30 protein-coding genes are annotated in these 22,326 nt (G+C 62.6%); 17 read left to right on the top strand and 13 right to left on the bottom strand.

Going from position 1 to position 22,326, the window contains the following annotated elements; genetic code table 11:
- Nucleotides 1-144 precede the first annotated feature (144 nt).
- Complete coding sequence (locus CH290_RS27300; RefSeq protein ID WP_033188196.1) at nucleotides 145-1,200, bottom strand: hypothetical protein; 1,056 nt, start codon at nucleotides 1,198-1,200, stop codon at nucleotides 145-147.
- A 65-nt stretch (nucleotides 1,201-1,265) separates the two neighbouring features.
- On the opposite strand from CH290_RS27300, the gene CH290_RS27295 reads away from it, so the two are divergent.
- Complete coding sequence (locus CH290_RS27295; protein ID WP_033188197.1) at nucleotides 1,266-1,994, top strand: hypothetical protein; 729 nt, start codon at nucleotides 1,266-1,268, stop codon at nucleotides 1,992-1,994.
- Between the two features lie 73 nt (nucleotides 1,995-2,067).
- Here CH290_RS27295 and CH290_RS27290 read toward each other — a convergent pair whose 3' ends face one another.
- The 4 genes from CH290_RS27290 to CH290_RS27275 all read right to left on the bottom strand — a co-directional run bounded on the left by CH290_RS27290 (nucleotide 2,068) and on the right by CH290_RS27275 (nucleotide 4,197).
- Nucleotides 2,068-2,790 (bottom strand): hypothetical protein, encoded by a 723-nt coding sequence (locus CH290_RS27290; RefSeq protein ID WP_141216183.1) that lies wholly within the window; start codon nucleotides 2,788-2,790, stop codon nucleotides 2,068-2,070.
- A 310-nt stretch (nucleotides 2,791-3,100) separates the two neighbouring features.
- Complete coding sequence (locus CH290_RS27285) at nucleotides 3,101-3,409, bottom strand: hypothetical protein (protein WP_141216182.1); 309 nt, start codon at nucleotides 3,407-3,409, stop codon at nucleotides 3,101-3,103.
- 90 nt (nucleotides 3,410-3,499) lie between these two features.
- Nucleotides 3,500-3,754: a hypothetical protein gene (locus tag CH290_RS27280; protein WP_033188200.1), complete on the bottom strand. Its 255-nt coding sequence runs from the start codon at nucleotides 3,752-3,754 to the stop codon at nucleotides 3,500-3,502.
- A gap of 134 nt (nucleotides 3,755-3,888) precedes the next feature.
- A complete protein-coding gene (locus CH290_RS27275) occupies nucleotides 3,889-4,197 on the bottom strand; it encodes a hypothetical protein (protein WP_033188201.1) in 309 nt (102 codons plus the stop codon).
- 726 nt (nucleotides 4,198-4,923) lie between these two features.
- Between CH290_RS27275 and CH290_RS30845 the strand changes: the two genes are divergently transcribed.
- Both CH290_RS30845 and CH290_RS30565 read left to right on the top strand, forming a co-directional pair.
- Nucleotides 4,924-5,217 carry a hypothetical protein gene (locus CH290_RS30845; RefSeq protein ID WP_249277820.1) on the top strand — a complete coding sequence of 98 codons (294 nt, stop codon included), beginning with the start codon at nucleotides 4,924-4,926 and terminating at the stop codon, nucleotides 5,215-5,217.
- A 180-nt stretch (nucleotides 5,218-5,397) separates the two neighbouring features.
- The gene (locus CH290_RS30565; protein ID WP_052082993.1) at nucleotides 5,398-5,793 is read left to right on the top strand and encodes a VOC family protein; all 396 of its coding nucleotides are present in this window, start codon (nucleotides 5,398-5,400) and stop codon (nucleotides 5,791-5,793) included.
- Between the two features lie 662 nt (nucleotides 5,794-6,455).
- Here the strand turns inward: CH290_RS30565 and CH290_RS31205 are convergent.
- Nucleotides 6,456-6,656, bottom strand: coding sequence for a plasmid mobilization protein (locus CH290_RS31205; protein WP_371828565.1), 201 nt, complete (start codon nucleotides 6,654-6,656; stop codon nucleotides 6,456-6,458).
- Between the two features lie 114 nt (nucleotides 6,657-6,770).
- Here CH290_RS31205 and CH290_RS27255 point away from each other — a divergent pair, with 114 nt between their 5' ends.
- From CH290_RS27255 to CH290_RS27235, 6 genes are all read left to right on the top strand, one after another.
- A complete protein-coding gene (locus tag CH290_RS27255; RefSeq protein ID WP_033188203.1) occupies nucleotides 6,771-7,736 on the top strand; it encodes a hypothetical protein in 966 nt (321 codons plus the stop codon).
- A 94-nt stretch (nucleotides 7,737-7,830) separates the two neighbouring features.
- The gene (locus CH290_RS27250) at nucleotides 7,831-8,079 is read left to right on the top strand and encodes a hypothetical protein (protein ID WP_141216181.1); all 249 of its coding nucleotides are present in this window, start codon (nucleotides 7,831-7,833) and stop codon (nucleotides 8,077-8,079) included.
- A 74-nt stretch (nucleotides 8,080-8,153) separates the two neighbouring features.
- Nucleotides 8,154-8,510, top strand: a complete 357-nt coding sequence (locus tag CH290_RS27245) for a hypothetical protein (protein WP_033188205.1) — start codon at nucleotides 8,154-8,156, stop codon at nucleotides 8,508-8,510.
- Nucleotides 8,511-8,515: 5 nt separating this feature from the next.
- Nucleotides 8,516-8,794: a hypothetical protein gene (locus CH290_RS27240; protein ID WP_033188206.1), complete on the top strand. Its 279-nt coding sequence runs from the start codon at nucleotides 8,516-8,518 to the stop codon at nucleotides 8,792-8,794.
- Between the two features lie 490 nt (nucleotides 8,795-9,284).
- Nucleotides 9,285-9,425, top strand: coding sequence for a hypothetical protein (locus tag CH290_RS30430; protein ID WP_155295509.1), 141 nt, complete (start codon nucleotides 9,285-9,287; stop codon nucleotides 9,423-9,425).
- A 56-nt stretch (nucleotides 9,426-9,481) separates the two neighbouring features.
- The gene (locus CH290_RS27235) at nucleotides 9,482-10,501 is read left to right on the top strand and encodes a DUF4192 domain-containing protein (RefSeq protein WP_052082994.1); all 1,020 of its coding nucleotides are present in this window, start codon (nucleotides 9,482-9,484) and stop codon (nucleotides 10,499-10,501) included.
- 173 nt (nucleotides 10,502-10,674) lie between these two features.
- Here the strand turns inward: CH290_RS27235 and CH290_RS30425 are convergent, their stop codons facing one another.
- Nucleotides 10,675-10,848, bottom strand: a complete 174-nt coding sequence (locus CH290_RS30425; protein ID WP_155295510.1) for a hypothetical protein — start codon at nucleotides 10,846-10,848, stop codon at nucleotides 10,675-10,677.
- Nucleotides 10,849-11,344: 496 nt separating this feature from the next.
- Between CH290_RS30425 and CH290_RS27230 the strand changes: the two genes are divergently transcribed.
- Genes CH290_RS27230 through CH290_RS27220 form a run of 4 tightly spaced genes read left to right on the top strand, consistent with a single transcriptional unit; the run spans nucleotide 11,345 to nucleotide 13,228 of the window.
- Complete coding sequence (locus CH290_RS27230) at nucleotides 11,345-11,575, top strand: glutaredoxin domain-containing protein (protein WP_033188207.1); 231 nt, start codon at nucleotides 11,345-11,347, stop codon at nucleotides 11,573-11,575.
- Between the two features lie 37 nt (nucleotides 11,576-11,612).
- Entirely contained in the window at nucleotides 11,613-11,762 is a 150-nt protein-coding gene (locus CH290_RS30420; protein ID WP_155295511.1) for a hypothetical protein, read from the top strand.
- 36 nt (nucleotides 11,763-11,798) lie between these two features.
- Nucleotides 11,799-12,419 (top strand): DnaB-like helicase N-terminal domain-containing protein, encoded by a 621-nt coding sequence (locus CH290_RS27225; RefSeq protein ID WP_052082995.1) that lies wholly within the window; start codon nucleotides 11,799-11,801, stop codon nucleotides 12,417-12,419.
- A complete protein-coding gene (locus tag CH290_RS27220) occupies nucleotides 12,416-13,228 on the top strand; it encodes a hypothetical protein (protein WP_141216180.1) in 813 nt (270 codons plus the stop codon). The genes CH290_RS27225 and CH290_RS27220 overlap by 4 nt, the downstream gene beginning before the upstream one ends.
- Before the next feature lie 387 nt (nucleotides 13,229-13,615).
- Here CH290_RS27220 and CH290_RS27215 read toward each other — a convergent pair whose 3' ends face one another.
- The 4 genes from CH290_RS27215 to CH290_RS27200 are packed head-to-tail and all read right to left on the bottom strand — an operon-like array spanning nucleotide 13,616 to nucleotide 15,501.
- The gene (locus tag CH290_RS27215; protein ID WP_080748626.1) at nucleotides 13,616-13,957 is read right to left on the bottom strand and encodes a hypothetical protein; all 342 of its coding nucleotides are present in this window, start codon (nucleotides 13,955-13,957) and stop codon (nucleotides 13,616-13,618) included.
- Entirely contained in the window at nucleotides 13,954-14,781 is an 828-nt protein-coding gene (locus tag CH290_RS27210; RefSeq protein WP_033188210.1) for a hypothetical protein, read from the bottom strand. The genes CH290_RS27215 and CH290_RS27210 overlap by 4 nt, the downstream gene beginning before the upstream one ends.
- Before the next feature lie 58 nt (nucleotides 14,782-14,839).
- A complete protein-coding gene (locus CH290_RS27205; protein ID WP_033188211.1) occupies nucleotides 14,840-15,043 on the bottom strand; it encodes a hypothetical protein in 204 nt (67 codons plus the stop codon).
- A 5-nt stretch (nucleotides 15,044-15,048) separates the two neighbouring features.
- On the bottom strand, nucleotides 15,049-15,501 hold the full coding sequence (locus CH290_RS27200; RefSeq protein WP_033188212.1) for a hypothetical protein: 453 nt from the start codon (nucleotides 15,499-15,501) through the stop codon (nucleotides 15,049-15,051).
- Nucleotides 15,502-15,693: 192 nt separating this feature from the next.
- On the opposite strand from CH290_RS27200, the gene CH290_RS27195 reads away from it, so the two are divergent.
- Complete coding sequence (locus CH290_RS27195; RefSeq protein ID WP_033188315.1) at nucleotides 15,694-16,092, top strand: hypothetical protein; 399 nt, start codon at nucleotides 15,694-15,696, stop codon at nucleotides 16,090-16,092.
- Nucleotides 16,092-16,436 (top strand): helix-turn-helix domain-containing protein, encoded by a 345-nt coding sequence (locus CH290_RS27190; RefSeq protein ID WP_033188316.1) that lies wholly within the window; start codon nucleotides 16,092-16,094, stop codon nucleotides 16,434-16,436. The genes CH290_RS27195 and CH290_RS27190 overlap by 1 nt, the downstream gene beginning before the upstream one ends.
- Nucleotides 16,437-16,510: 74 nt before the next feature.
- On the opposite strand, the gene CH290_RS27185 is transcribed toward CH290_RS27190, so the two are convergent.
- Both CH290_RS27185 and CH290_RS27175 read right to left on the bottom strand, forming a co-directional pair.
- Complete coding sequence (locus CH290_RS27185; RefSeq protein ID WP_052082996.1) at nucleotides 16,511-17,764, bottom strand: pentapeptide repeat-containing protein; 1,254 nt, start codon at nucleotides 17,762-17,764, stop codon at nucleotides 16,511-16,513.
- Nucleotides 17,765-18,416: 652 nt separating this feature from the next.
- Complete coding sequence (locus tag CH290_RS27175) at nucleotides 18,417-19,700, bottom strand: PIN-like domain-containing protein (RefSeq protein WP_052082997.1); 1,284 nt, start codon at nucleotides 19,698-19,700, stop codon at nucleotides 18,417-18,419.
- Between the two features lie 425 nt (nucleotides 19,701-20,125).
- Between CH290_RS27175 and CH290_RS27170 the strand changes: the two genes are divergently transcribed.
- Complete coding sequence (locus tag CH290_RS27170) at nucleotides 20,126-20,506, top strand: plasmid mobilization protein (RefSeq protein WP_033188213.1); 381 nt, start codon at nucleotides 20,126-20,128, stop codon at nucleotides 20,504-20,506.
- A 26-nt stretch (nucleotides 20,507-20,532) separates the two neighbouring features.
- Nucleotides 20,533-22,263 (top strand): relaxase/mobilization nuclease domain-containing protein, encoded by a 1,731-nt coding sequence (locus CH290_RS27165; RefSeq protein ID WP_230620861.1) that lies wholly within the window; start codon nucleotides 20,533-20,535, stop codon nucleotides 22,261-22,263.
- Nucleotides 22,264-22,326: the final 63 nt, after the last annotated feature.

Below are 22,326 nucleotides of genomic sequence, written 5' to 3'. Positions count from 1 at the left end.
GCCGGAACGTCTCCGGACTCGCAGGGAGCTTACCGACCGACAACGCCAGTGCTCTGTGGGGTGCGCACCTGTGGATACTGCCCGCATTGCACCATTAACCCCGAGGGATTGGTTGTAGCGCAGGGCGCTTTCTAAGACCGTGCCTTAGTCGCTTGTGCTGAGGTATCGAGGTCGAACAGGGCGAGTTGGTTGGGCCTCTAACCAGGTAGGACGGCGTACAGGCTCTGCGGCCGCAAGTGCCATCACCTTGTCACTGAAGGTGATTGTCGGTGAATGCAATCGATACAGATGGTGCGCCGTCGACGCGGTGATACGAGGTAGCATCATGGCCCGCACGGCATCGCGGAAGAGGTCCCGGTGCAGTGTGCTCACGTCAGGGAGGTACTCCTCGTCGAGTACGTCGTACAGAGCATCCTGTGCGGCCCAGAGTCGACTGTCTCTGTCTGCGAAGCGCCGTCCGGCGGCAGTTCTCCCTAGGACGACATCGAGCTGTGGCGGTGGGGTACGTCGGTCGAAGGCCGTCAACGTCGCCTCCGCTGCAGCGCATTCGGCGTCGTGACGTGCTACTGCAGCTTCGGCGCGCGTTTCGGTGTTCGCGAGGAGTTCTGTGTGGGGGAGAGCTACGGTCTGCACGGCGGTGATGACGATCGGGTCGAGGGCCAGCGAGACAGACCCGCGATGTTCCTTTCTGTTGACGTAGCGATAACCGTGATGGTCACCTTCTGTTGCGACTTGCAGATCGACTATGCCGGTGAGCATTTGACCGCGGTCTTCCCCGAGGCGGGGATTTATCGACACGTTATTCGGTAGCACGACTCGATGGAGATGGAACGGACAGTGCGCTTCGTCCATCGCGGACATCCGGTAGAACATGCTGTCAACGGCGGCTTCGTAGGTTCCGAGGTGGATGGCGCGGTCGCGTGCGGCCGCTTCTGGCGGCGGCCACTCGCTGTGTGTGCTCGTGTGGAACCACGCCACGTCAGTGATCCAGTCCACGGATTGCGACGTCTGCTCGGGGTCGATGGCGTCGGTTTCCCACGTTCCGGGCTCGACAAAGAGCGCGCAGCCCGCACATAGGCGGTCGTCTCCGTACAGCTCTGTGAGTGGAACGAGGCATCTGTGTCCGCACAGTGGGCAACGGACCCACGCTGCGTCACCGCCGAAGTCGGCAGTCTGATCACGAGCTGACCTACCTGTCATATCCGCAGTCTCGCAGGTGTGCCGGCGGTGCTCGACGTCGTGGACGGTGCGGCAATCTGATTCTCATGTGTGCGACCCACGGTCGTGAGGTCGATGCACCGGACACGGGCGAGGCGAACTTTTCGGTGGAGCTGCTACGCAGCATGAAAGTGACCCATGAAGCGAAGGTGACCGAGGCAATCACCGCTGCGATCGAACAAGACCAGTCAGGTATCCCGACCGCTTCCGGAGTGATAGACACAGGGCTTCGCAAGGCCTCGGCCGCGACAACAGCCAAGGGTCTGGTGGAGTCACTCGGGCTCGACGATGACGAGGCCATTGTGCCGAAGTTCGTCGACTCGTTGAACGCCATTCGGGAGGATCTGCAGCGCCTGTCGCAGCTCGCACTCGATACGCTCTCGCAGCTGCTTCAACTGTGGCTGCAGGAGTGCCGTGACGATGCAAGCGGCTGGCGCGATTTCGGCGATCCATCGGACAGGATCGGCCCGTTTCTGCCGTTGAACAACGTGAAGAACCGCATCGTGAAGGACGAATTGTTCAAGGGCGGTCAGGACGAGTTGAAGGAGCGGGATCTCGTCTCGGTGGAAGTCGACTACGTTGCGCAAACCGCCGAATACGCCATCCGCAACAAGTGGCGGTTGGAGGCAGGCAGGTATGAATACAACTTCTGGATCTCCGCGGCCTACTTCTTGTACCAGGGCTATCGGCTGGAAGTCCACGACTGGATCAAGGGCCTTGAGTTCGACATCTTCGACAGACGCGCGCCAGAGGCTGCACGCGTGCAGTGGCGATAGCGCGCGCTGCATGGTGGTGGCGATAGTGGTGGATCGGCAGGGCAGGACTGGCTCCGACCATCGGTCGGGGCCTTCAAGTCGTCGGCGGTTCAGGAGGTGGTGTCCGTCGCTCGTAGGAGACGAGTCGTGGAGACCTCGATGACTTGTAGTCGATTTCGACTTCGAAGGTGTCGCCTGAGGCCGAGTGGAGGCACACTGTTGCGCGAGAGCCATTTATGTTGACTCTGTCTCGAGTGAGGGGCCCTGGACGGTCTGGACCTAGGCGTCCGTTGATCAAGAATTTCGCGTCTCGTGTTGCTGACTCGTCGTTGGGTGGGGTGCGGCGGCGATCGAGGCGTTCTGTGATGGCAGCCAGCACCTTCTCGGTGATCCAACTGCTGGCGCGATTGGCGGCGGTGGCTCCTGCGGCGGCTGCGGTCGAGCCAAGGCTGATCAGCGCGGTGTCGGTGGCGTCGAGGTGGATGAACCAGTCGAGCGCGCATTCTGCGCCGCCCATGTCGGTGTGCCACGCAGTTTCACGAATCTGCACCGACACTGCAAGCTCGGGAGCGAGGGATCGCTCGATCTCCTCGACGGCCTGTTCGGCCTGGGAGTGAAGATCGTTGTATTCCGACATACGGTTTAAGCTGCTGCGCTCGGATGGCTGGTTATCGAGTTGGTAATGGATGATTGTTCGCACGGTGACGTCCTCGAACCCATCCGCTCGCAGGACTATCCAGTGGACGTCATAGTTCGCCTCCGTAAGAAATGACGCTGGTAACTCAATGTCGTCGCGATCGTCGAGTAGCCACTTCATCGAAGTGACCCTAGCGAGCTGGAGTCGATCTGGCCTGCTGTCGTGTGTATGAAGCCTGACGGACCCCTACCCACCAAACACCGACGCCAAGCAGATCCCCGACAAGACCCACGCACAGGGACATGCCATAACCCCAGCACACCGGCCTCTCGCAGGCGAGGATGGCTTGGCGCGTTCGCCGGGGTTGAAGTTGGTTTTCCCGACCCTCCCGGACGCGACAAGAAGGGCCCCACTCGATCCTGTGGGGCCCTTCTTTCGTGGGTGCGCGACGTCGTGAAGATTTCGTAGCGGGCGGGTACCCTCTACGCGCCTACGACGACCAGAAGTCGCTAATCACGTCGAGAAACTTTTGCATGGCTTCGCTTCCGAGTTTCCGAAGTGCACCGAAGGCTAACTGTTTCGGAATATCCGTCGGAATGGTCGACAGCTCCCGAACGACTTTTCCGACTTCCTCTTGCTGCTTTAGGCGTGCACGGTGAAGTAGGTCGAGCGCGTCGGGATCCGGCGTCACGGACGGCGGCGCCGGTAAAGCGGTGGAGCGATCTGGCGGTGCTGTGGCGTCCTCCTCTCTGCCAGCGTCGTTGGGAGTTGGGGGCATCATGGGCACGTAATCAGGCACCGCACTAGCTCCTTTACTTTTCTGAACCCGGGTCATCAGCGCAACGGGCGTTGCGCCGCCTCGGCGCCCCAGGAGCCGCCTTGAGGAGGTTTACTGTCCGGTCAGTTCCAGCTCGGCGTCGAATGCGTCGAGGCCTATGACCGTGAAGTAACGGAGTGCTGCAGCGGGGGTCGTGATGTCGATCCCATTACGTTTGCAGTACTCGATGAATGCCTGAAACCTTGCCTCTTCCGAGGGGGTGAACTTGGTTGACGCGTTCTGCGTAAGACGTTCACCACGGGATTTGTAGGCTCTGAGCCCCCCTTCGGTTTCAGGCGGGTCTGTCCTTTTGGTCACGAGTTTCATCTCATGTATCTCCTTTACCGGTTGCGCATCTGTGTGCGCCTTTCTGCTGGGGCCGAGTTGCCCCGCACCAAAAAGTATACCGTTTCGACAACTTTTGTGCTTTCTGCTTGCTCTGCGCGTGGTGCGGGCTGGGGTTATGGCATGTCCCGGTCCTCGTCGGTGTCGTCGAGTTGTTCAGCCGGTCCGTCACTCTCGCCGTCGTGGTCGTGGTCGTCGTCGTTCTGGTCGTCGTGATCGTCGTCGTTGTGTTGGTCGGTTTCCTCGTCGGTGGCGGGCTGTTCGGTGTGTGCACTTCTGGTGGTGGTTGCTGCGGCTGTGGTGGCGATGGCGAGGAGTTCGAGGGTGTGTGTGAGTGGGTGGAGGTTGAGGGCGGTTGTGGTGGTGGAGGCGGCTTGTAGGAGCAGTGAGAGGTGGTGGAGCTGGGTGGTGGTGGGTCGTTTCATGGTGGGTCTCAGTTCTGGAGCCGTTCGGCTTCCTCACTTTTGGTGTTGGGAACTGAGCTGTTTCACAGGTTGGGTTTGGCGATTGGGCTGTGACCTGGGGTTATGGCACGTCCTCGTGTTGTGTGGTGGGTGTGCTCGATGTGTGTGTTGGTGGCGCGGTTTCACAGGTTGGGTTTGGTGGGGATGTCGGCGAGCTGCTCGGCACCCGGATCTCGGTGCTCGGCGGGTTTGGGGCTGGGTCGTCGCCGACGGCGGATTTCTTGGCGCCGCGGCAACTTGTCCCTCTTGCCGCCGATCCGGTGGGTATCTGCCAGGTCGTTTCCGCTCTGGTCGTACAACTCACCGATGCGCAGTCCTTGGACCTTGCTCCTGGCCGGTTCGATGAGAACCAGATTCGCTCGACGAGTGAGCTGCTGCGGCGGTTATTTGCGTTGGACCCAGCGCCAGTGACTATCGGAAGGGGACCCGCGGAACGTATTGTCGGAACCTGCCGGCACTTTGCTGTCCTCAGTTGTGCGTTGCTGCGGTATCGGGGTATTTCTGCTCGGGTCCGTTGGCGGCTTTGCTACGTACTTTCAACCTGGGAAGGGAGTGGGTCACTGGATCACCGAGTACTGGGATGCCCTCAGTGCGCGGTGGGTTCGTATCGACTCGGAGATCCTCGGACAGAATCTGCTTGCGCGCGCATGATGTTGAGCCCGGTGACTTTCTCAGCGGCGGCGAAGCGTGGATCGCATATCGGCGGGGAGAGATCGACGCGACCCAGTTCGGGTGTTCGGGACGCAGAACTGGGGTGCCGCCGAGATCCGTGGAAACGCTGTGAAGGATCTTGCTGCTTTGAACAAGGTCGAGATGCTGCCGTGGGACGAGTGGGGTCGTATGACCGACGCGTATGAGGGGAAGACCGGCGCGGAGTACGACCTGCTGCTCGACGAGCTCGCTGGGTGTGCACGGCCGGCGATCTCACCGCCATCGGCGACATGTACCGCCGGGAATCGTTGCAGGTACCGCAAGACCTGATCTGTTGACTCCGCCTATCCGGGGCGGACGATCTCACACGGCGGGTTGCAGATGACTCCCCATCCGAGGTCAGTTCGTCGCGGTGAACGTGCAGGAATTCATCGGCGTCCGCGGGGTGGCGACCAGTAATGACGGCGCAGGGTACTCCACTGAAACGAACTGTGTGACTATAGTTTCTGCATGTCGAACGGGTCGCTGGTTGCGTGGCTCTTGGATTCTGATCCTGCACTGCGGTGGCAAGTCGAGCGTGATGTTGTCGGCGATCCGGCCGTCGTTTGGGAAGCGACGCGCGCCCGGATCGGCAGGGAGGGATTCGGCGCTCGGCTCCTCGCGCTGCAGCATCCCATCGGACGCGGAATCAGCTTCCAAATCGCTGTCGCCGACTGCACACGAATTGCAGCCTCGCTCGACGCCGCTGGTGTCTCGTTGTTCATGAGTCCCAAGATCAAGTGGTATCGGGTCGCTGGCGACGAGGAGGTCGGCGTGAAGCAGTTCGTCGCCGATTCCGACGGCTACCTACTGCGATTTCAATCCTCGTTGGGTTACCACCCGGTGGATTCGCTGCGAACGTGGTGACGAACCAACCATCGCAATGCGGTTGCTGGGTATCGACCGAGGGCTGGTAGAACGAACGACACTACATCCTGAACGGTCCCGCTCCAGCAACAGTGGTGGACAGGCGAGAGATCGGAGGGTCTTAGCGTCGACATCAAGGTCCGAGGAACGTTGTTGGCGTGGGCACGTCTCGCCAACGGAGCCTGGCTCGCGTGCGTGAACTTCTCCGTGCCAACAGGAAATAGCAAGGGCCACTTGGACTTACAACGGCAATGGGTCCCCAGCAACGCCATAACCCCCATGCGCTGACCACCACTGGCGACGCAAGACAATTGAACGCAACGCTCAGCCGCACACAGGAGAGATACGTATATCGGTGACCGCGTCCACATCGCGCCCCGGCGCATCCAGCGTCGTCATCATCCGCGAGATCCAGGACGACGGCCTGGTCGTGGTCGAACGCGAAACCCTCGGAACCGGCGTCTACCCCCACCCCACCAAACCCGACCACTTCATCCCCGCCACCACCCCACCGCTGGCACTGACCGCAGACGACAAACCCGGCCCGGCCCGACAACAACCAGTCGCCGGCAGCGACGACAGCTACCTCGACGAAACTCAACAACACCTGACCCGCCACACAGGGGCCGGCGCGGGCACGTTCTACGGCCTGCGCCGAGACCTCACGAATCCGGCGACGACTGACCCCGGCGCAGCGACCGCCGCGCCGCAGCCACACCCCGAGCACGCAGAAACGCACTCAACGACACACCCGCAGCATCCGCCGCCCGGGTGACCTCGACATGCTCCGACTCCGTGAACCGCACCGACACCACGAAATCCAGCGTCGGCCCCTCCGACTTCGGCCTACCGCGCTGCGCCATCCACCGATATTAGCAACTACGCAAAATAGTTGCGGACACCCATTTAAGCGAATACAGTAAAAGGAGGTGAGCGGATAACAACCGCTGCAGCGCAGACTCATTCGGGGGAAATGCATGAACAACGAATCATCACTGCCCGACGGCGCATCACACGTCATCGACTTCGTGAAATGGCTGCTGTACATCGTCGTGATCCTGGGAATGCTCGGGGCCATCACCGGCGGCGGCCAACTGCTCCGAGCTCGGTACAACAGATTCCCGGAAAGCCAAACGAAAGGCGCCGCAGTACTACTGAGCAGCATCACACTCTCCCTGTCGGCCGGAGTCGTGGCAATGGTGGTGCTCCCCGCATACGACAGCAACAACGACGAGGCCGCCGCGGCCACACCACCCAGCGAGATCCCCACAACCGACATCGCCCCAGCGGCAGCCCCGGCCAGCACATCGCCCACCGAACCGACCGACTGGACACCCCTGATCTGGATCGGCGGCGTGCTCGGCGCGCTCGTGATCGCGGCGCTGGCTGTGCACCTGGTCGTACGCACCCGGCACCGTATCCTCGACCGCCGCGCAGCAGCCCAGACGCTGGCTGCCGACTTCGAGGCAGCGAAAATCGTCTACGCCCAGGTCGCGAGCGCCTACGCCGAATACCTCGCCGACCCCTACGCCATCTTCACCCGGCCCCAGCTCGACAACTTGGGCGAACCACGCACCGCCACCTTCATCACCGCATTCAACAACGCAGGCGCACTCAACACCGACACCTGCCCCGCCAGCGCTGAACGTGTCCAGGCCTTCGGCGCCGCCGCCCAAACAGCACTCACCGCGTGGAACACCGCAGACCAGTACGCCCGCGCCGTCGGGATGGGCGAGCAGACCGAAGAAAGCAAGCGCACCGTGCGCCGCATCCGCAGCGCACTCGAGCTCGCCCTCGACAACACCGCCGCCGCAGGCGAACGAGAAGCCGCTATGACGACCGTGCGGCGCCTCTCCGACGGCCTGCTCACCGTCCCCGACCGTGTCTACGCCCACGCCAAGACCGCCATAGAAAGCGTCACACGCAAACAACTCACCAGCTGAGACCAGACATCAGGTGGGTCCGACCAGTAGCAGTATGTCGGACCCACCTGGCAGCATCACCACCACGCTCACGACACCACATCGGGGGGAACTGATGACGAAGACAACAAACAACACCAGAATCAAAACATTCGCCTACATACTTGCAGGCCTCGTCGCCTTCGCAAGCTTTCTAGCGCTGGTCATCTGGATCATCATCCCCACCCAACGGGACGGCGACATCGCGCCACAACCACCGTTCGACACCGCATACTGGATCGTCGTCGCCGGAGCCGCTGCGCTCACGGTCCTGGTCATCCTCCCCGTCTCCACCGTCCTCGTATCCAAACTCATCCGTCGCTGAATCCACCGCACCGGCGACAATGCCAGTCGCGCTCGAGAGCCAGGTACCGACACAAGAACAGAGGAGCCACACAGATGGGCCGTTTTCTCGACATCGCCAGCGACATCGCCAAAGTGTTCGCCGCGATCAACATCCTCGCCGCAACCTACTACCACTACCGCTACACCGTCGGACCATCCTCGTCGAAGAACTTCATGAACGCGCAGCTCCACTGGATCCTCAGCGGGTTCTTCGTCATCGCAGCAGTAGTCACCGACAGGTCACTGTCGAGCACTGCAACCATCGTGATCGCCGTCGGAGCGCTTGTCGCTCCCGTCGTGCCGGTGATCTACCTACGCCGGACCCGCGCACAACGAGCACCGACATTTCTCGACGAAATCGCGATGGACGACATCATCGACCGCGCCCACAGCGACCGAAACCAGGACTGAACAGCATGATCATCCTCGCAGGCGGCATCATCCTTCTCGCCGTAACAGCACTGACTCTGCGCATCGACGACCACACCGCACACAAACACCGAACCGGGATCGACCTCGCGATCCTCACCGCACTGATCCTGCTCACCATCGGAATCTGGACCACCCTCACCGACACCCACAACATCGTCCACTGGATCCTCAAAATCCTCGTCACCATCACCACCGTCTGGACCTGCGCAGTCATCGGCATCCGCACCGCCCGACGACACGACGACCAGCACACCACCCACTAGAGACAACAAACCAGCGCTACCGCGACACCGAACCGGGTCACGCTCCGTCGCTCCCGCACAATCACTTTCCGCAGCCGTACCCCACACCGCGCCGCCGTCGAGCACATTGCTCCGGCGGCGCTTCGCGTCCCACCACCAGCACCCTTCCAGTTCACAGGCAAGCCCTGGCGGGCACATGCGCCCCTCCGGGCCGCCCCGAATCGAACTCCGCTGCGCTCCGCTCCCAAAGCATGAAAAAGAATCAATTTCTTTTGACGTTGGTGGCTTGTGGCGAGCATCCATCACCCGTGACCTCCGCATCAACCGCCGGCGTCCGCTGCGCTCCCGGCCCAAGGGCTCCGAAAACTTTTCACAACGCCTCCGGCTGAAAACTTTCCGGCCCGACCGTTGACACTCCGGCCCCGTGCGCTGGTTTCTCTCCCCAGCCACCACGGCAAAAAGAAATTGGCAGGGCGAAGGTCCGGCCGCCAGTTCACCAGGGAGGGTCACCATGCGAGCACAACACCCCAGCACCGCAGACGAAATCGACATCCTCGTCCACCGCCAAGGCAAGCCGAAGATCCGCCGCACCGTCAAACGCGCCAGCGCCCGACGCGACCGCCGCACCGCACGCCGCGAACTCCGCACCTAAACACCCACACCACCAGCCCCACAACCCAATCCAGAACACACCGAAAGGCTCACCCCATGACACAACACCGCATCTGCATCGCCACCGCCGCCGACACCCTCGCCGCCATCCCCGCACTACTGGGCTTCACACCCGAAAATTCCGTCGTCGTCATCGCCCTCGCGAAAGAAGCGAACGGCGCGCACGTCATCGCCGTGGCCATGCGCATCGACGCATTCGCAGCCGAAACCGCAGCCCACAAACTCGCCGCCGCAGCAGCACACCACGACGTCGACGGCGCACCCGTCACCGCCGTCATCCTCGCCGCCATCGCCGACCCCGCCCATGCAGGTGCCGCATTGATCGGACTCGAAGCGATCCGCGAAGCAATGGCTGGATCCGCCATCGACACCCTCAGCGCCCTGCACGCCTACAGCCTCACCGCCGGATCGATCTACACCGACTTGGGCAACAACACCGACGGAATCGTCCCCGACCCCGCCATCAGCGAAGCAGCGACAGCGATGGCAGTCGAGGAAGGTCTATCGAGCACCGGCCGCCGTGAAGACATCGCAGCCAGGTTCGAGCAAGGCGACGAGATCCCCGAATCGCTCGGACTGGCCGCCGCGACGACGATGGGAGAAGACTTCCTACCCGTCACGTTCGACGAGTTCGCCGCCGTGATCCACGCCCGCGAGATCCCCAGCGCCAACCTCACCGCCCGCGTCGGTCTCGCACTTGCCACCGGCTACACCGAAGTCCGAGATGCATTCCTCGCCATGGCCACCCACGGCGCACGCGACGCAGGAGAGACATTCACCCGAATCGCCGCCAGGCTCACCGGAACAGCCCGCGCGCACGCCCTCACCATCGCCGGAATGTTCCACTACAGCACCGGCGACGGAGCAGCCGCCGCCATCGCACTCGAAGCCGTCAACCGCGAAGCCACCGCATCCACCGGTGTGCCGAGCCTGGCACGACTACTCCGTGCCGCAGTCGACGGCGGCGCGCCGCCGAAGCTCATCGGCGACGTGATCGCCGTGATCACCCCGCAGTACGTCGCCGACCACATCGGGCGAGTGCAGAGCTTCACCTAGAGCAACACCGGGCGCGGCCCCTCACCCGAGGTGGCCGCGCCCGGCAGCACGGCTCACGGCGCGGGGTCGGTGCTTCGGGCATCGAGCCCTCACACCGACAAACGCGACACCAACCGTGGCCGACCCGGAACAGGGCGGCCACCGGTACCGGCGTCAACGCAGAGAAAAGACGCTCAAAGACAGGTCCGGTGCGGTGGCCACGAGAACTCGACAGTGCCGGCCGACTCCGGGCGCGTCTCGTCCACCGGCAGACCAGCGACGATCGCATCCATCGCCAGATCAGACGGCGGCGGTGACGCATTCACCGCAACCTTCGACACTGCGTGTTCGACCTTCGAGCGCTTCATACCCGGCACACTACCGACCGGCCTGTGGCCGGCACCGACAGCCGAACTCCGCTCCGCTCGTATCCCACGACAAAAGAAAGCGTTCTTTTCGGCATCTGGCTTCGAACGAGAATGCGGCCACCCGTGCGCCACCGGTCAACCCCTGGCGTCGCGGTGCTCCGGCCCAAGGCTCCGAACACTTTTCACCACCCGCACTCGCGGCGCTCGCGGTGAAAACTGCCCGGCCCACGCGTTGACCGGCGTACACCCGTGCACCGCTGTCTCTCCCCTGCGCCAGATGACGGCGAAAAGAACGTGGCACGACCAACACGGGCGGGTGATCGACGATCTGTTTCGCGCGGCGTCCAACGATATGCAATGTGGTTACGATCGAATGCCGAAAATGGTTCGACAGCAGTCATATTGAACTATTTAACGTAGTCGAATAAGTCTGGAAATAAGGCGCGTATATCCGGTAGAATCAAACCAATCGAGCACATCCGAAACGGAGGCAATCATGCCGATCACCGTCTACACCAAACCCGCGTGCAGCCAATGCGACGCCACCAAGAGCAGGCTCGACAAGCGCGGCCTCGAGTACCAGGTCGTCGACATCACCGAAGACGACACCGCCCGCCACTACGTCACCTGCGAACTGGGCTACCTGCAAGCACCCGTCGTGGTCGTCGACAGCGGCACCCACTGGAGCGGGTTCCGGATCGAGCGGATCGACCGACTCGCAGCCTGACCACCCCGCACACACCACCGAAGGAGAAGTACCCATCATGCGACTCGTACCCACCTACACCCCCGACCCCGACTACATCGACCGCCAACTCGACGCCGAAATCGCTGCCCTCACCATCGACACGCAGCCCTGGACCGACAGGCACCGCGTCGACGTACGCAGTCCGCAGCCCGGTCCGACACCCTGATCTTTTCCGCTCACCGACAACGGAAAGCACTCCGCCATGAACGCACTACGCGCAGTCCCGGACGACAGTGACGGATCCGCAGACAACGCAGGCACAGACTCCGCGTCGGTAGTGGAGGTCCTCACCTCCCTCGCCGACGAGCTCGCCTACGATCCCGCCACCGACCCCGAGGCGCTGCTGCTGTGCGCTCTGATGTGGAGCAATCACACCGGGGGACTTCCAACCGAAGACCGGCGAATCGCCGCAGTCCTGACAGACCGCGATTTCGAGATCACCGCGTACGGACGACTGTTCACCGTGCTCGCAAGTCTCATCACCGCCGGCGAGCACTACGACCCGGCAAGTGTCACCATGGCCCTCGTCCGCTCCGGGGCAGACGGAGAAAAAGATGCAAGTTTGAGGCGACGCCTCAACGAAGTCATCACCGCCAGAGCTGATGGGTACAAAGCCACCCACTACGCCGACATGGTCCTCTCCCAGTCCTACCGGCGCAGCTTCCACGCCGTCGGCGCCGCCATCGCCGAAGCCGCAACCCAACTACCCGAAGAAGACCTGTTCGAGCACATGGTCGAGCACGGCCGCCGCCAACGCGCCGCCTACGAACGACTCAACCAGTTCCGCAGCGGGCAGACCGACACCGGCGGGGACCCGGCATGACAAGCTCGACAACGATGACCGACGAACACGCCACCGCCACCGACACCGACACCGACGACTTGCTCCCGGCGCAGGTCCGCGACACGATCACCGCCGTCCACGGAGCCGCAGGCGACCTCACCCCCGCCGACACCGGGCCGGACGCTCTGACCGTGCAAGTCTGCTCCGCATCCGAGCTGGCCTACGACCCCGCCACGTGGACCACCGTCGGAACCTACCTCGCCGCCGACGCCGCCGTGCTCGCCGACCGTCTCGTCGACGCACTCGGAGACAGTGCCAACCTGCACACCGACACCGGCGTCCTCGTCGTCACCCACACTTACACCGAGACAGCGGAGGACACGGCCATGAACACCCTCGACATCACAGTCGAACCGCCGCTACTGACACTGCACGCAGACCTTGTCCACGATCTCGACGACAACATGAAAGACCCCGCAGGGAACGACGCTCTTCTGCTGCTGCAGCAACACTGGCTCCTGCAAGCCGCGCTCGACAGCGGTGTCATCACCTACGACCGGCAGAAGTGGGGCGATCTCATGCTCGCCGCCACGTTCGAAGAACCCAACCAGCACGAGATCGTCTTCCGGATCACCTACGACATCGCCGGTGCCCCGAACGTCGTCGACGGCGCGGCCACCGACTACCCGGCCGACTTCAACGAGCTCGACGACGACGCCCAAAACCAGGTTCCGTCGACACTCGTCCCGAACCCGCCCACCGCGGCCGGGTGGCTGAGCTTCATCGTCGACGGCCTCAACGACCTACACCGCGGCACCGCCATGCTCGTCCGCGGCTGGCCACAGTAAGACCGCCGCAGCACCACCACATACGTCCAGGGGGGGACACCATGATCATCACGCCGACAGTGCGTTTCGCAATGAACCTGACCATGATCGCTCTCGCGATCACCATGACCGCTCTCTCATCCGCACTGGTTTTCGGTGCATTCGACACCGACGCAACCTAAGTCGGCGCCGCGGTGATCGTGGCGGCACTGCTCGGATTCAATCTTGCTCTCCTGGCCGTCTCGTTCACCGAACGGAATACCAGTCGGCAACAGCATCGAGACACAGCCTGCGCCTCGTCCGTCTGACGCCCACCTCCGCTCATTGGAGCACCACAGCACAATGCCCCGCTCACCGATTCGGTGAGCGAGGCATCGACGCGAGCGAGGTCGATCGACTGCGGTGTGATCACTCGTCGGCGCAGTGATACGTCCGCAGCAGCTGCGCAAGAGCGAGCGCACCGGTGGCGTCGCCGAGCGAGGGCGCGAACGTTTCGACCAGTTCGAGATCCCCGGAATCGTGGACCGCATCGAGCAGCTCCAACGATGCCCGCTCCGCGAAACCCGGTCCGGACAACCGGTTGATCGTTGTCAGCAGTTCGACGAAGCGCGGCGCAGTCTCGAGCTGCAATGTGTGCCGCATCAGCTCGAACGCCGTCACCGCTTCCGGCGACCCGAGTTGGGCGAGTACCGCCACCTCCGCCAGGTCGGACTCGGACAGAGCGCCGCCGTGACCGCGGCCGCCGGTCACGACCACGACCCCTCTGCCGCTTCGGTTTCCCCAGTGCGGCGCACATTGTGCGCGTGCAGACGCTGATGCTCGGCAACCAAGTCGAGGACCTCATCGGCGGCGGCGTCCGAATCGAGTGCGGCGAGGTTCGCGCGTATCCGGGTGATCTTCCCGTACCGCTGCACTGCGGCAGTGTCGGTGTCGGAGAGTGCGACGCTGTGCGCGACGAGCACGATCGACCGCGCGTCGATCTCGGTGACCGCGCCCTCCATCCGGCCCGTCGCGGCCGCGGTGAGTTGGTCGACGAGTTCGCCGGCTACCTGCCGCGCCACCGGCGCGGGATAGTCGCCGAGGACCGTGGTCGAGTCAGGCAGCGGATCCGGGCGCACCGACCGGACCTGAACCTCGAGCACATCGACCCGCTCATGCCCGTCGGGGAGCGGCGCCCGCGTAGAGAGCACCGCCGCGGCGGCCGCGCGGACGTAGTCCGGTGGTGAGAGTTCGGCGCCGCGGACACCAGCGGCATAGTTCGGGATGGCCGCCAACGCGCACGCGATCTCACCGGTGGACCCGACCACGAGGACATCGGTCTCGGTGTAGCCCTCGCCCTCCCGGTTGATGGTGACCGCGAGCTCGTCGGCCTCGCGCAGTGCGGTCACTGCCTCGGCTTGCGTGATCGCGAACCGGGCCGCGGTGGAATGTGTGTAGAAGTGGCCGCGGGTGTGCACGAACCCCGGGCCGCCGTGCTGATCGAGAGTGGCGATCTCGACAGAGAGCAGGGTGGTAGACCCGGGCGACGTCGGACGTGGTCGGTGGACGGAAGTGGAATGTTCGGACGTGTTCATGTGGGAAGGCCTTTCGGGTCGAGGATTCGGCACGGCACGTACGCGGTGTGGCCGGCGGTCAGAACGCGGCATCGAGAGGCAGCAGTCGGATAGCGGTGACGGCGAGCGCACCGACGCCGCCGATCACGGACAAGGTTTTCGAGGCTCGGTCCATCGGACCGAAACAGTTGTGCGGCGCCAAGGCGAGGCGGATACCGGCCGCGCCGAACGCGAGTACCGCGACGAACACCAGCAGCCATGCACTTATGTTGACGGTGCCCATCAGAGTCAGCTCGCGTTCGCGTAGTTCTCGCTCGACACGCTCTGCACTGATCCTGTGCGATCGGTATCAGGTGACTGCGCGTTGTCCGGCGTCGCCTCTGTCGTGGTGTCGTTGCCGGTGGTGGTTACCGCCGGCCGCACGCGTGGGGTGCGCGAGCTGCCGGACTTGGTCGCCGCAGGGGTGCCGGCGGTTTTCTTGGTGGCCATTGCGTGCGGGACTTTGAGACCGGACGCGCGAAGCTCGGCGGCCGACCATCCACCGTCGAGTGCGGCTTTGATTGCGGCAAGTTCTTTCGCGGCTGCTGCGCGTTCGATGGCGTTCGCTTCGGCGACCTTCGTTGCGGCCGCGGTGCGTTCGTTCTGCGCGGCAACGATCGCGTCGATGAGACCGAGCCGGTCATCGAGGGCGGCTTGCGCGGCGGCGCGGACGGTGGACGGGTCGAGCGGTGAGAGTGACATGTGCGGGCCTTTCGGAGACGGCGTGGAGCGCACACACAGTCGATGTGTGGCGCTGCTTCTGACGCGGTCTCGGGCGGCCCGCACGGCTGCCCGATATCCGAAGGCAACGCTATCGAATGCAACCGACATATGCACGCCTACGACCGTCTCTATGCCTTGTGCGGTATATGTCGTGGGAGGTATATTCTGGTGGTGGATGTTGATGCACCGGAGGAGTTCTTCGACTGGCTCGATCGCGTCGAGGCCAAGGCCGACGCGGGCGATGCCGCGTCGGTGCGGGTGCTCGCTCGGGTGACCGATGCGTTGGTGCAACTGCGCGAGCTCGGCGGTCCACCGGCCGAGGATCGGCCGGACCTCAAGCGGGTGCGGCAGTCGAAGAAATTTCCGGTATGGCGCACCGCGCATCCGTTCGATGCACAGATCGCGCTGCGGTTGATCTGCTGGTTCCCACCCGGCAGCAACTCGGTGGTGGTGGCGTTGTTCGCGGCCGACAAGGCGCGGATGGGTGATGTGTTCTACGACGGTGTCGGCGCACGAGCTGATGTCGCGATCGAGCGGTGGCAACGAGAGACCGCAGAAGGAGAGCAGTGATGAACGAGAAGACGTTCCGGCGCGCAAACGACCGCATCGAACAACTCCGCACCAAGCCCGCTATCGCGGAGACGGTGGCCGAGTTCGCAGCCGAACGAGAAGCGATGAACCGCGTGTACGCGGAAGGCCTCGCCGACATCCGTAAGGCCGGCAACCTCACACAAGTGGAAATGGCCGCGTTGCTCGGAACGAATCAGGGTGCGGTGTCGCGGATCGAGAGCCGTGACGACCTGTTGCTGTCGACGCTGCGGCAGTACCTCGCCGCGACCGGCGCTGTGCACCCGAAGATCGTCGTCGAAAAAGACGGCGTCGAAATCGCATTGGACCTTGATGCTTTCGCTTAGCGCGGGCGGGTATGTGTCGTCCCTATGCACCTACTTAACAACCTACTCACCAGTGCCTGCATGGTGTAATCGACCTACTCTAAGGAGTTGACCCCGTAGGCGTGGGACAAGGGGAGCGGTCTCTTGTGCTTCGATTCCACACTCGCCGGTGGAGTGAACTGCTCCGGCCACATCGTGTGTTCGTTGTGCTCGATTTCAGTCAGAATCGCGTGTTCGAGGGTGGTGAATCGCAGATCTGTTCCGTTGAGCCGCGCACCAGTGAAATCAGCGAATCCGATTTCGGCGTATCTGAGGTTTGCGCCGGTGAGGTCGGCGTTGGAGAAGTCTGCGGAGGTGTTGCCGGCTGTAAGCGATGGGGAGGAAATGCGTGCGCCTTCCAAGGTCGTACCTGTCAGTACGGCATTGCTGAACGTGGTCTCGGCGAGCATTGTCAAAGTGAGGTCTGCGCCCCGTAGGTCTGCATCAACGAACTTTGCTCCATTCAGTCGAGTGGCCTCGGCGAAGCCTGCGAACTGAAGTTTTGCACCAGTGAAGTCTGCGCCAAACAGTGTGGCCTGGACTATCCGCTTCGAGCGCACAGGTCCGCGTGGCGGTGGCGTAGTGCGCCGCGACTGCATGGACTGCTCAATCTCTTCGCCGAACAAATCACGAGGCTCACGACCGGCTGTGAAAGTTACGCGGTTGAGCGTCGCCCGCGTTAGGTTAGTCCCCGAAATATCGGCCCGTAGAAGAGAAGCACCTGTGAGGGTGACCTCGGTCAGATCGAGGTCAGTGAGATCCAGTCGACTGAGATGCCACCCGCCCCCCGCAGTCAGTCTCGTACGGTCTTTGATCGTAGAAAGAATTGCTTCACGGACGTTGGCCTCGTTGTCATCTGAAGTGTGAGCGTTTGCGCGGAGGTATGCGCAGAGCAGATCGATGCAGACTTGCCGTTGTCCTTCGGCCTTCTGCGCGAACCAGTCATCAGCGAGCGATGCGAGCGCGTAAACACCGGCCAACCTGATCGCTGGGGACTCATTATTGCCAAGTTGTTCCGCCGCCGTGGTGTAGCGATCATGCAGCGCGCTCGTACGTTCGTTGGCGAGCGTCCCTTCGGTAGAGTCCTGCTTTCGATAAGCAATGAGAGCTGCACCACCTAACCCACCAACGCCGAGCAACGTCGCGGAGGTCCTAGCAGCGTTGAACAGTTGCTCGCCCGTCGCGGCGGCCAGAAACTCGACTGGATGGAACTCGGACGCCGTCTGCAGCCAGAGAAGGTAGTAGAAGACGCCTGTCACTGCCAGCATCCATCCTGCCGTCCCCCAGATGACAAGCGTGCTCAGTTTCATGACGGTAATCCTTTCTGGTACGTCTCACAGACTCATCGACGGGGTAGGGCCAGCCGAGTCTGCCGGGTCGATGTAGTGCGTGATAGCTCAGCGGTCTGTGGGCTTGCGGTTGGGTGATGTGTTCTACGACGGTGTCGGCGCACGAGCTGATGTCGCGATCGAGCGGTGGCAACGAGAGACCGCAGAAGGAGAGCAGTGATGAGCGAGCGGACGTTCCGGGGCGCAAACGACCGAATCGAATAACTACGCACCAAGCCCGCTATCGCGGAGACGGTGGCCGAGTTCGCGGCCGAACGAGAAGAGATGAACCGCGTATACGCGAAGTAATCAGGGTACGGTGTCGCGGATCGAGAGCCGCGAAGACCTGTTGCTATCGACGCTGCGGCAGTCCCTCGCCGCGACCGGCGCTGTGCACCCGAAGATCGTCGTCGAAAAGCACGGTGTGGAATCGCACTTGATCTCGATGCTTTCGCGAAAGTAGCGGCGGGCGCTTCTGCGCATCGTGGCTGACGTACTTTAGACGGATGCCGCCCATACGTGGAGTCGACTGCAGACGAAACGGTATGCAAGGGCGGCCTTAAGGTGCAGCGCGATGCCTGAGTTCTGGTGCAGGCAGCGCGCAGAGGTTTAGGTACACGCTTCGTGTGAGACGTCAGTCCAAATTCAAATTCGGAGACGCGCCTTCTGCCGATGGGTCACGTACGGCGTCATAGTTCTCCCAGTCTCTAGTGGCTTTCATTTCGTTCGCTAAATCCTCGTAGATACGGGTACCGGAAACGATTTCTTCACGCAGACTGATGAGGGCATTCACGGAGCTGTCGTCCAGCGACGGGTTAGTACTCAGGCGGTTGATGGCGGCAAGAAGTTCCACGCGATTCGGACTTCTTCTTGGGGATGAGACATCCATGATTCTTTGGGCTCGAGCCAGGGATTGGGCAGTCTCAGGGACAGTCCACGCTGGATGGGAAGGCACCGAGTCATCGCCGTTCCAAACAAATATGTTGCGACTGGTAGTTGCTTCTTCGACTTGTTCTACCGTATCTCGACTCAGCGCGAGACCAAGATGTGTGTCGACTAGATGCAAGAAGCTGTTCAGCGGTGTCTGGTGGTAGGGGTGCGCTGTCACCGCGGCCATCTCTACCCGTAGCTCAACGCGAGGCCCGAGGATTCGCTTCTGCTTATCTTGGGCGTACCAGTCAGGTTTCTTGTCTTCCGTGACGAATAAGATTGGACCGGGCTCCGCTCCGGCTCGGTCTAATAATTCTCGCCAGATCAGGTAGTCCCCGCTGGGATCCTCTTTGGCGTTCTTACCGGTTGCGTCCTCGTACCCAGGGGGAATTCTCGACTCGTAACGCTTTGTTGCCTCCTTCTGTCGTTCAAGAAGCTCCTGTGGTGTGGGTTGTGTTCCAACTTGTCCGTCGTCGGCGAACAGTTGCTCAAAGGCATCTCTGACCGGATCGGATCCGGACAGTTGCTTGTCGGCTATGACGTGGGTTTGCTGGATGCTTTCGACCTTTGTTGTGAGCTTCTCAAGTGCTCCGTTCGAGATCTTTACAGCTCTTCTCACGGCTTCGTTGAGTTCGTCTCGGACCTGACTGTCGCGAATCTCGTTGTCGGATTCCTTGACCGCTAGATCCGACAATGTACTCAGCGCTTTCTCAATTCGGGCCCGGACGCTTCTGTACCCAATATTTTGATCATTGGCGACCGAGACGCGACGGCGCTGGTACTCCAATCCCACCTGGTAGGGGATGAAAAGGCGTGGGCGGATGCGGTCATGGCGGAGAAGATCGAGAAGATCTTGGCGGGCTTCAGCGCTGATTCTGTACAGGCCCAGCAGTACGTTGGTGTCGAGCGCAATTGTGCCGTTGCTGATGATGTCAGCGATGGTCTGCTCGTCAGGGGAGTACCACTCGCTGAACGTCGATCGGAACATCGCACCTCTTCCTCGTCGGGTGTACAGACAACCACATGACTGTGCTCTCACCGAGCTCGGAAACGGTTGTCCCCAACTGTGGCTTGGCCTATGCCCTTCGCTGGACGTCCGAGGGTTCTAAGGCCGCTCCGCTCGATCCCAGGCACCCACAATCGGCGTCCGAATCCACAACCGGGGACAACCGCCGGCCGCCCACCGTGGGTGCGCGAAATCGAAACTCTGGGCGCCCGTCCTGAGCGTCTTTTCTGGCGACCCACTTCGCAGGCTTCGCGAGCCACCAGCGTGCCCCCGGCGGAGCAAGCTATAACTTGAGTGCCCTAAATCTGGCGATTTCGGCGGGCACCTGCCACACTGGTTCGTGTGGGTCCCCAGGTGTGGGGTCGCTGCGCTGGGCCACGATGGTGCGGAAACGTGAGGAGCGGGTGATGGGGGAGACCAAAGCAGGGTGGCTGCGCACCCGTCAGTCGAACGTCGTCGGCGGCCGGATGCACCGGCATGTCGTCAAGTTGACCGATGAGCAGGAGCTCGCGGTGCAGGCTGCTGCGCGGGTGCAGGGTGTGACGGTGGCTCGGCTGCTAGCGGACTCGGCGTTGAAGGCTCCGCGGGCGTCGGTGTCACGTGAGGATCTGACGGAGTTGTTCGCTGTCACCAAGCTCATCGCTGCGGTCGGTCGCAACCTGAACCAGCTCGCGAAGGTCGCGAACGCGGCGGGCGAGGTGCCACCGGAAACTGCGGCGGCCGTGGATGCAGTGCGCAGGGTTTTCGATCGTCTCGAACGGCTTCCACGCGATTTGGTCGGTCGTTGATTCCGAACATCACTCGGGGAGCGAAGATGACCGGGCTGGTTCTGTATCTCGCCGGGCCGGGCAAGTCGAACGAGCATGAGAACCCGCACATCGTTGCCGGGCATGAAAGCATCATGTACGCGGCGGCTTCGGGAGAGCTCTCGCACGAGGACGCGATCGAGCTCGCTGGAAAGTTGGACGCTGCGCGGGTGGTGTTCGGTACCGAGGTGACCGTCACGAGCAAGCGGAAGATGAACGCCGCGATCGACGACGGCGTATCCCGGTCGGTCGCGTTGGCCGATGCGACATCGGATCAGAACGTGTGGCATTGCTCGCTGTCGCTGAACCCGGACGAGGGTAAACTGTCGGACGAGAAGTGGGCTGCGATCGCTTCGGACTTCATGAAGGAAATGGGGTTTGACGACCCGGACTCTCCACGCGCACCGGCCCGGTGGGTGGCCATCCGTCACGGCAAGACCACGGCGGGCGGTGACCACATCCATATCGCTGCATCGGCTGTTCGTGAGGACGGTACGAAGGTCGACACGTTCAACGATTTCAAGCGCGCCCAGACCGCCTGCAACGTTCTCGAACACCGTCATCAGTTGGTGGTCCTGGCCTCGCGTGAAGCAGACCGCGGAAGCCGCGGTATCAAGCCCGCCGAAGCGGCACGCGCTCGTCGCGCGAATGCGCCGGAGACCGCGCGTGAGGCGATGGAGCGGACGGTGCGGGCGTGCGCAACGGCATCGAAGACCGAAGCGGAATTCGTGCGACGACTGCGCGCACGAAAGTTGTTGGTGCGCCCGCGCTACGAGAAGGGAACCACCGGCGCAGTCGTCGGATATTCCGTTGCCACGGCACCGACACCGGCCGAGCGAGTAAACGGCGGCCGACCAGTTTGGTACGGCGGCGGACGGTTGTCGAAGGACCTCACACTGCCGCGGTTGCGCGACGAGTGGGACCAGAGCGAAGACGCACGTACAGCGGCGGCCGCGGAGTGGGGGGCAACGCGCCGCGGTAGCGCGGTGACCGTGAACAACGGCCGCGAACGTACGCCGATCGACCCGACGTTGATCGCCCGCGCCGCGCAGGACATCGGCAAGTGGAACACCTACCTGGCGTCGATACCGACCACCGATACCGCGCAATGGGCGCGTGCTGCGGGCCGCATATCGGGTGTGTTCGCAGCATGGTCTGCGCGAATGGAACCGACACCGGGACCACTTGCAGCAGCGGCACGCACGTTGGCCGACTCGGCGCAGATTTCAGCGCACCAGCGTGCCCCGGTGTCACCGAAGAGACTGTCGGCAGGCGGGGCCGCACTGATCTTGTTGCAAGTGGGGACCACCGATCCGGCCGCGGGGTACATGCTGCTGTTGCACCAGTTGACCAAGACAGTGCAAGCGATAGCGGACGCGCACCGTGCCGCAGGGGATCTGGCCCGAGCGTCGACGGTGGAAACGTTGGCGCGAACCGAACTCGCGGCTGTGCGTGCACGATTGCAACCCGTTCCGGACGCACAGGCTTTGTCGTCGTCACCGGTCTCGGTTGCCGAGCGCACGCGGCCGTTGACTGCCAGTGAACAACGCAAGGCGTACACCGCGGAAGTCGATGCGCGCACCGACATCTCCGAAGAGATTAAAGAAGTCCTCAAAGCACGGCATGTCGACACTGTCGGGCTTCCTGTTCAGGCCCGTGCCTCGGGCCAATCTCAGTCTCCGCAAGCTGCACCCAATCGATCATCGACCCGCCAAAACGAACCCGGTGTAGAGCGTTGACATACAGACACGTCTGACAGCTTTGGGTCATGCGTGTGCCAGAGCTGCTGTCCTTCGGCGTGG

The sequence above is a fragment of the Rhodococcus sp. 06-156-4 genome (assembly GCF_002259345.1).
Taxonomy (GTDB): Bacteria; Actinomycetota; Actinomycetes; order Mycobacteriales; family Mycobacteriaceae; genus Rhodococcoides; species Rhodococcoides fascians_E.
This window is presented reverse-complemented; position numbering and strand designations above follow the sequence as displayed.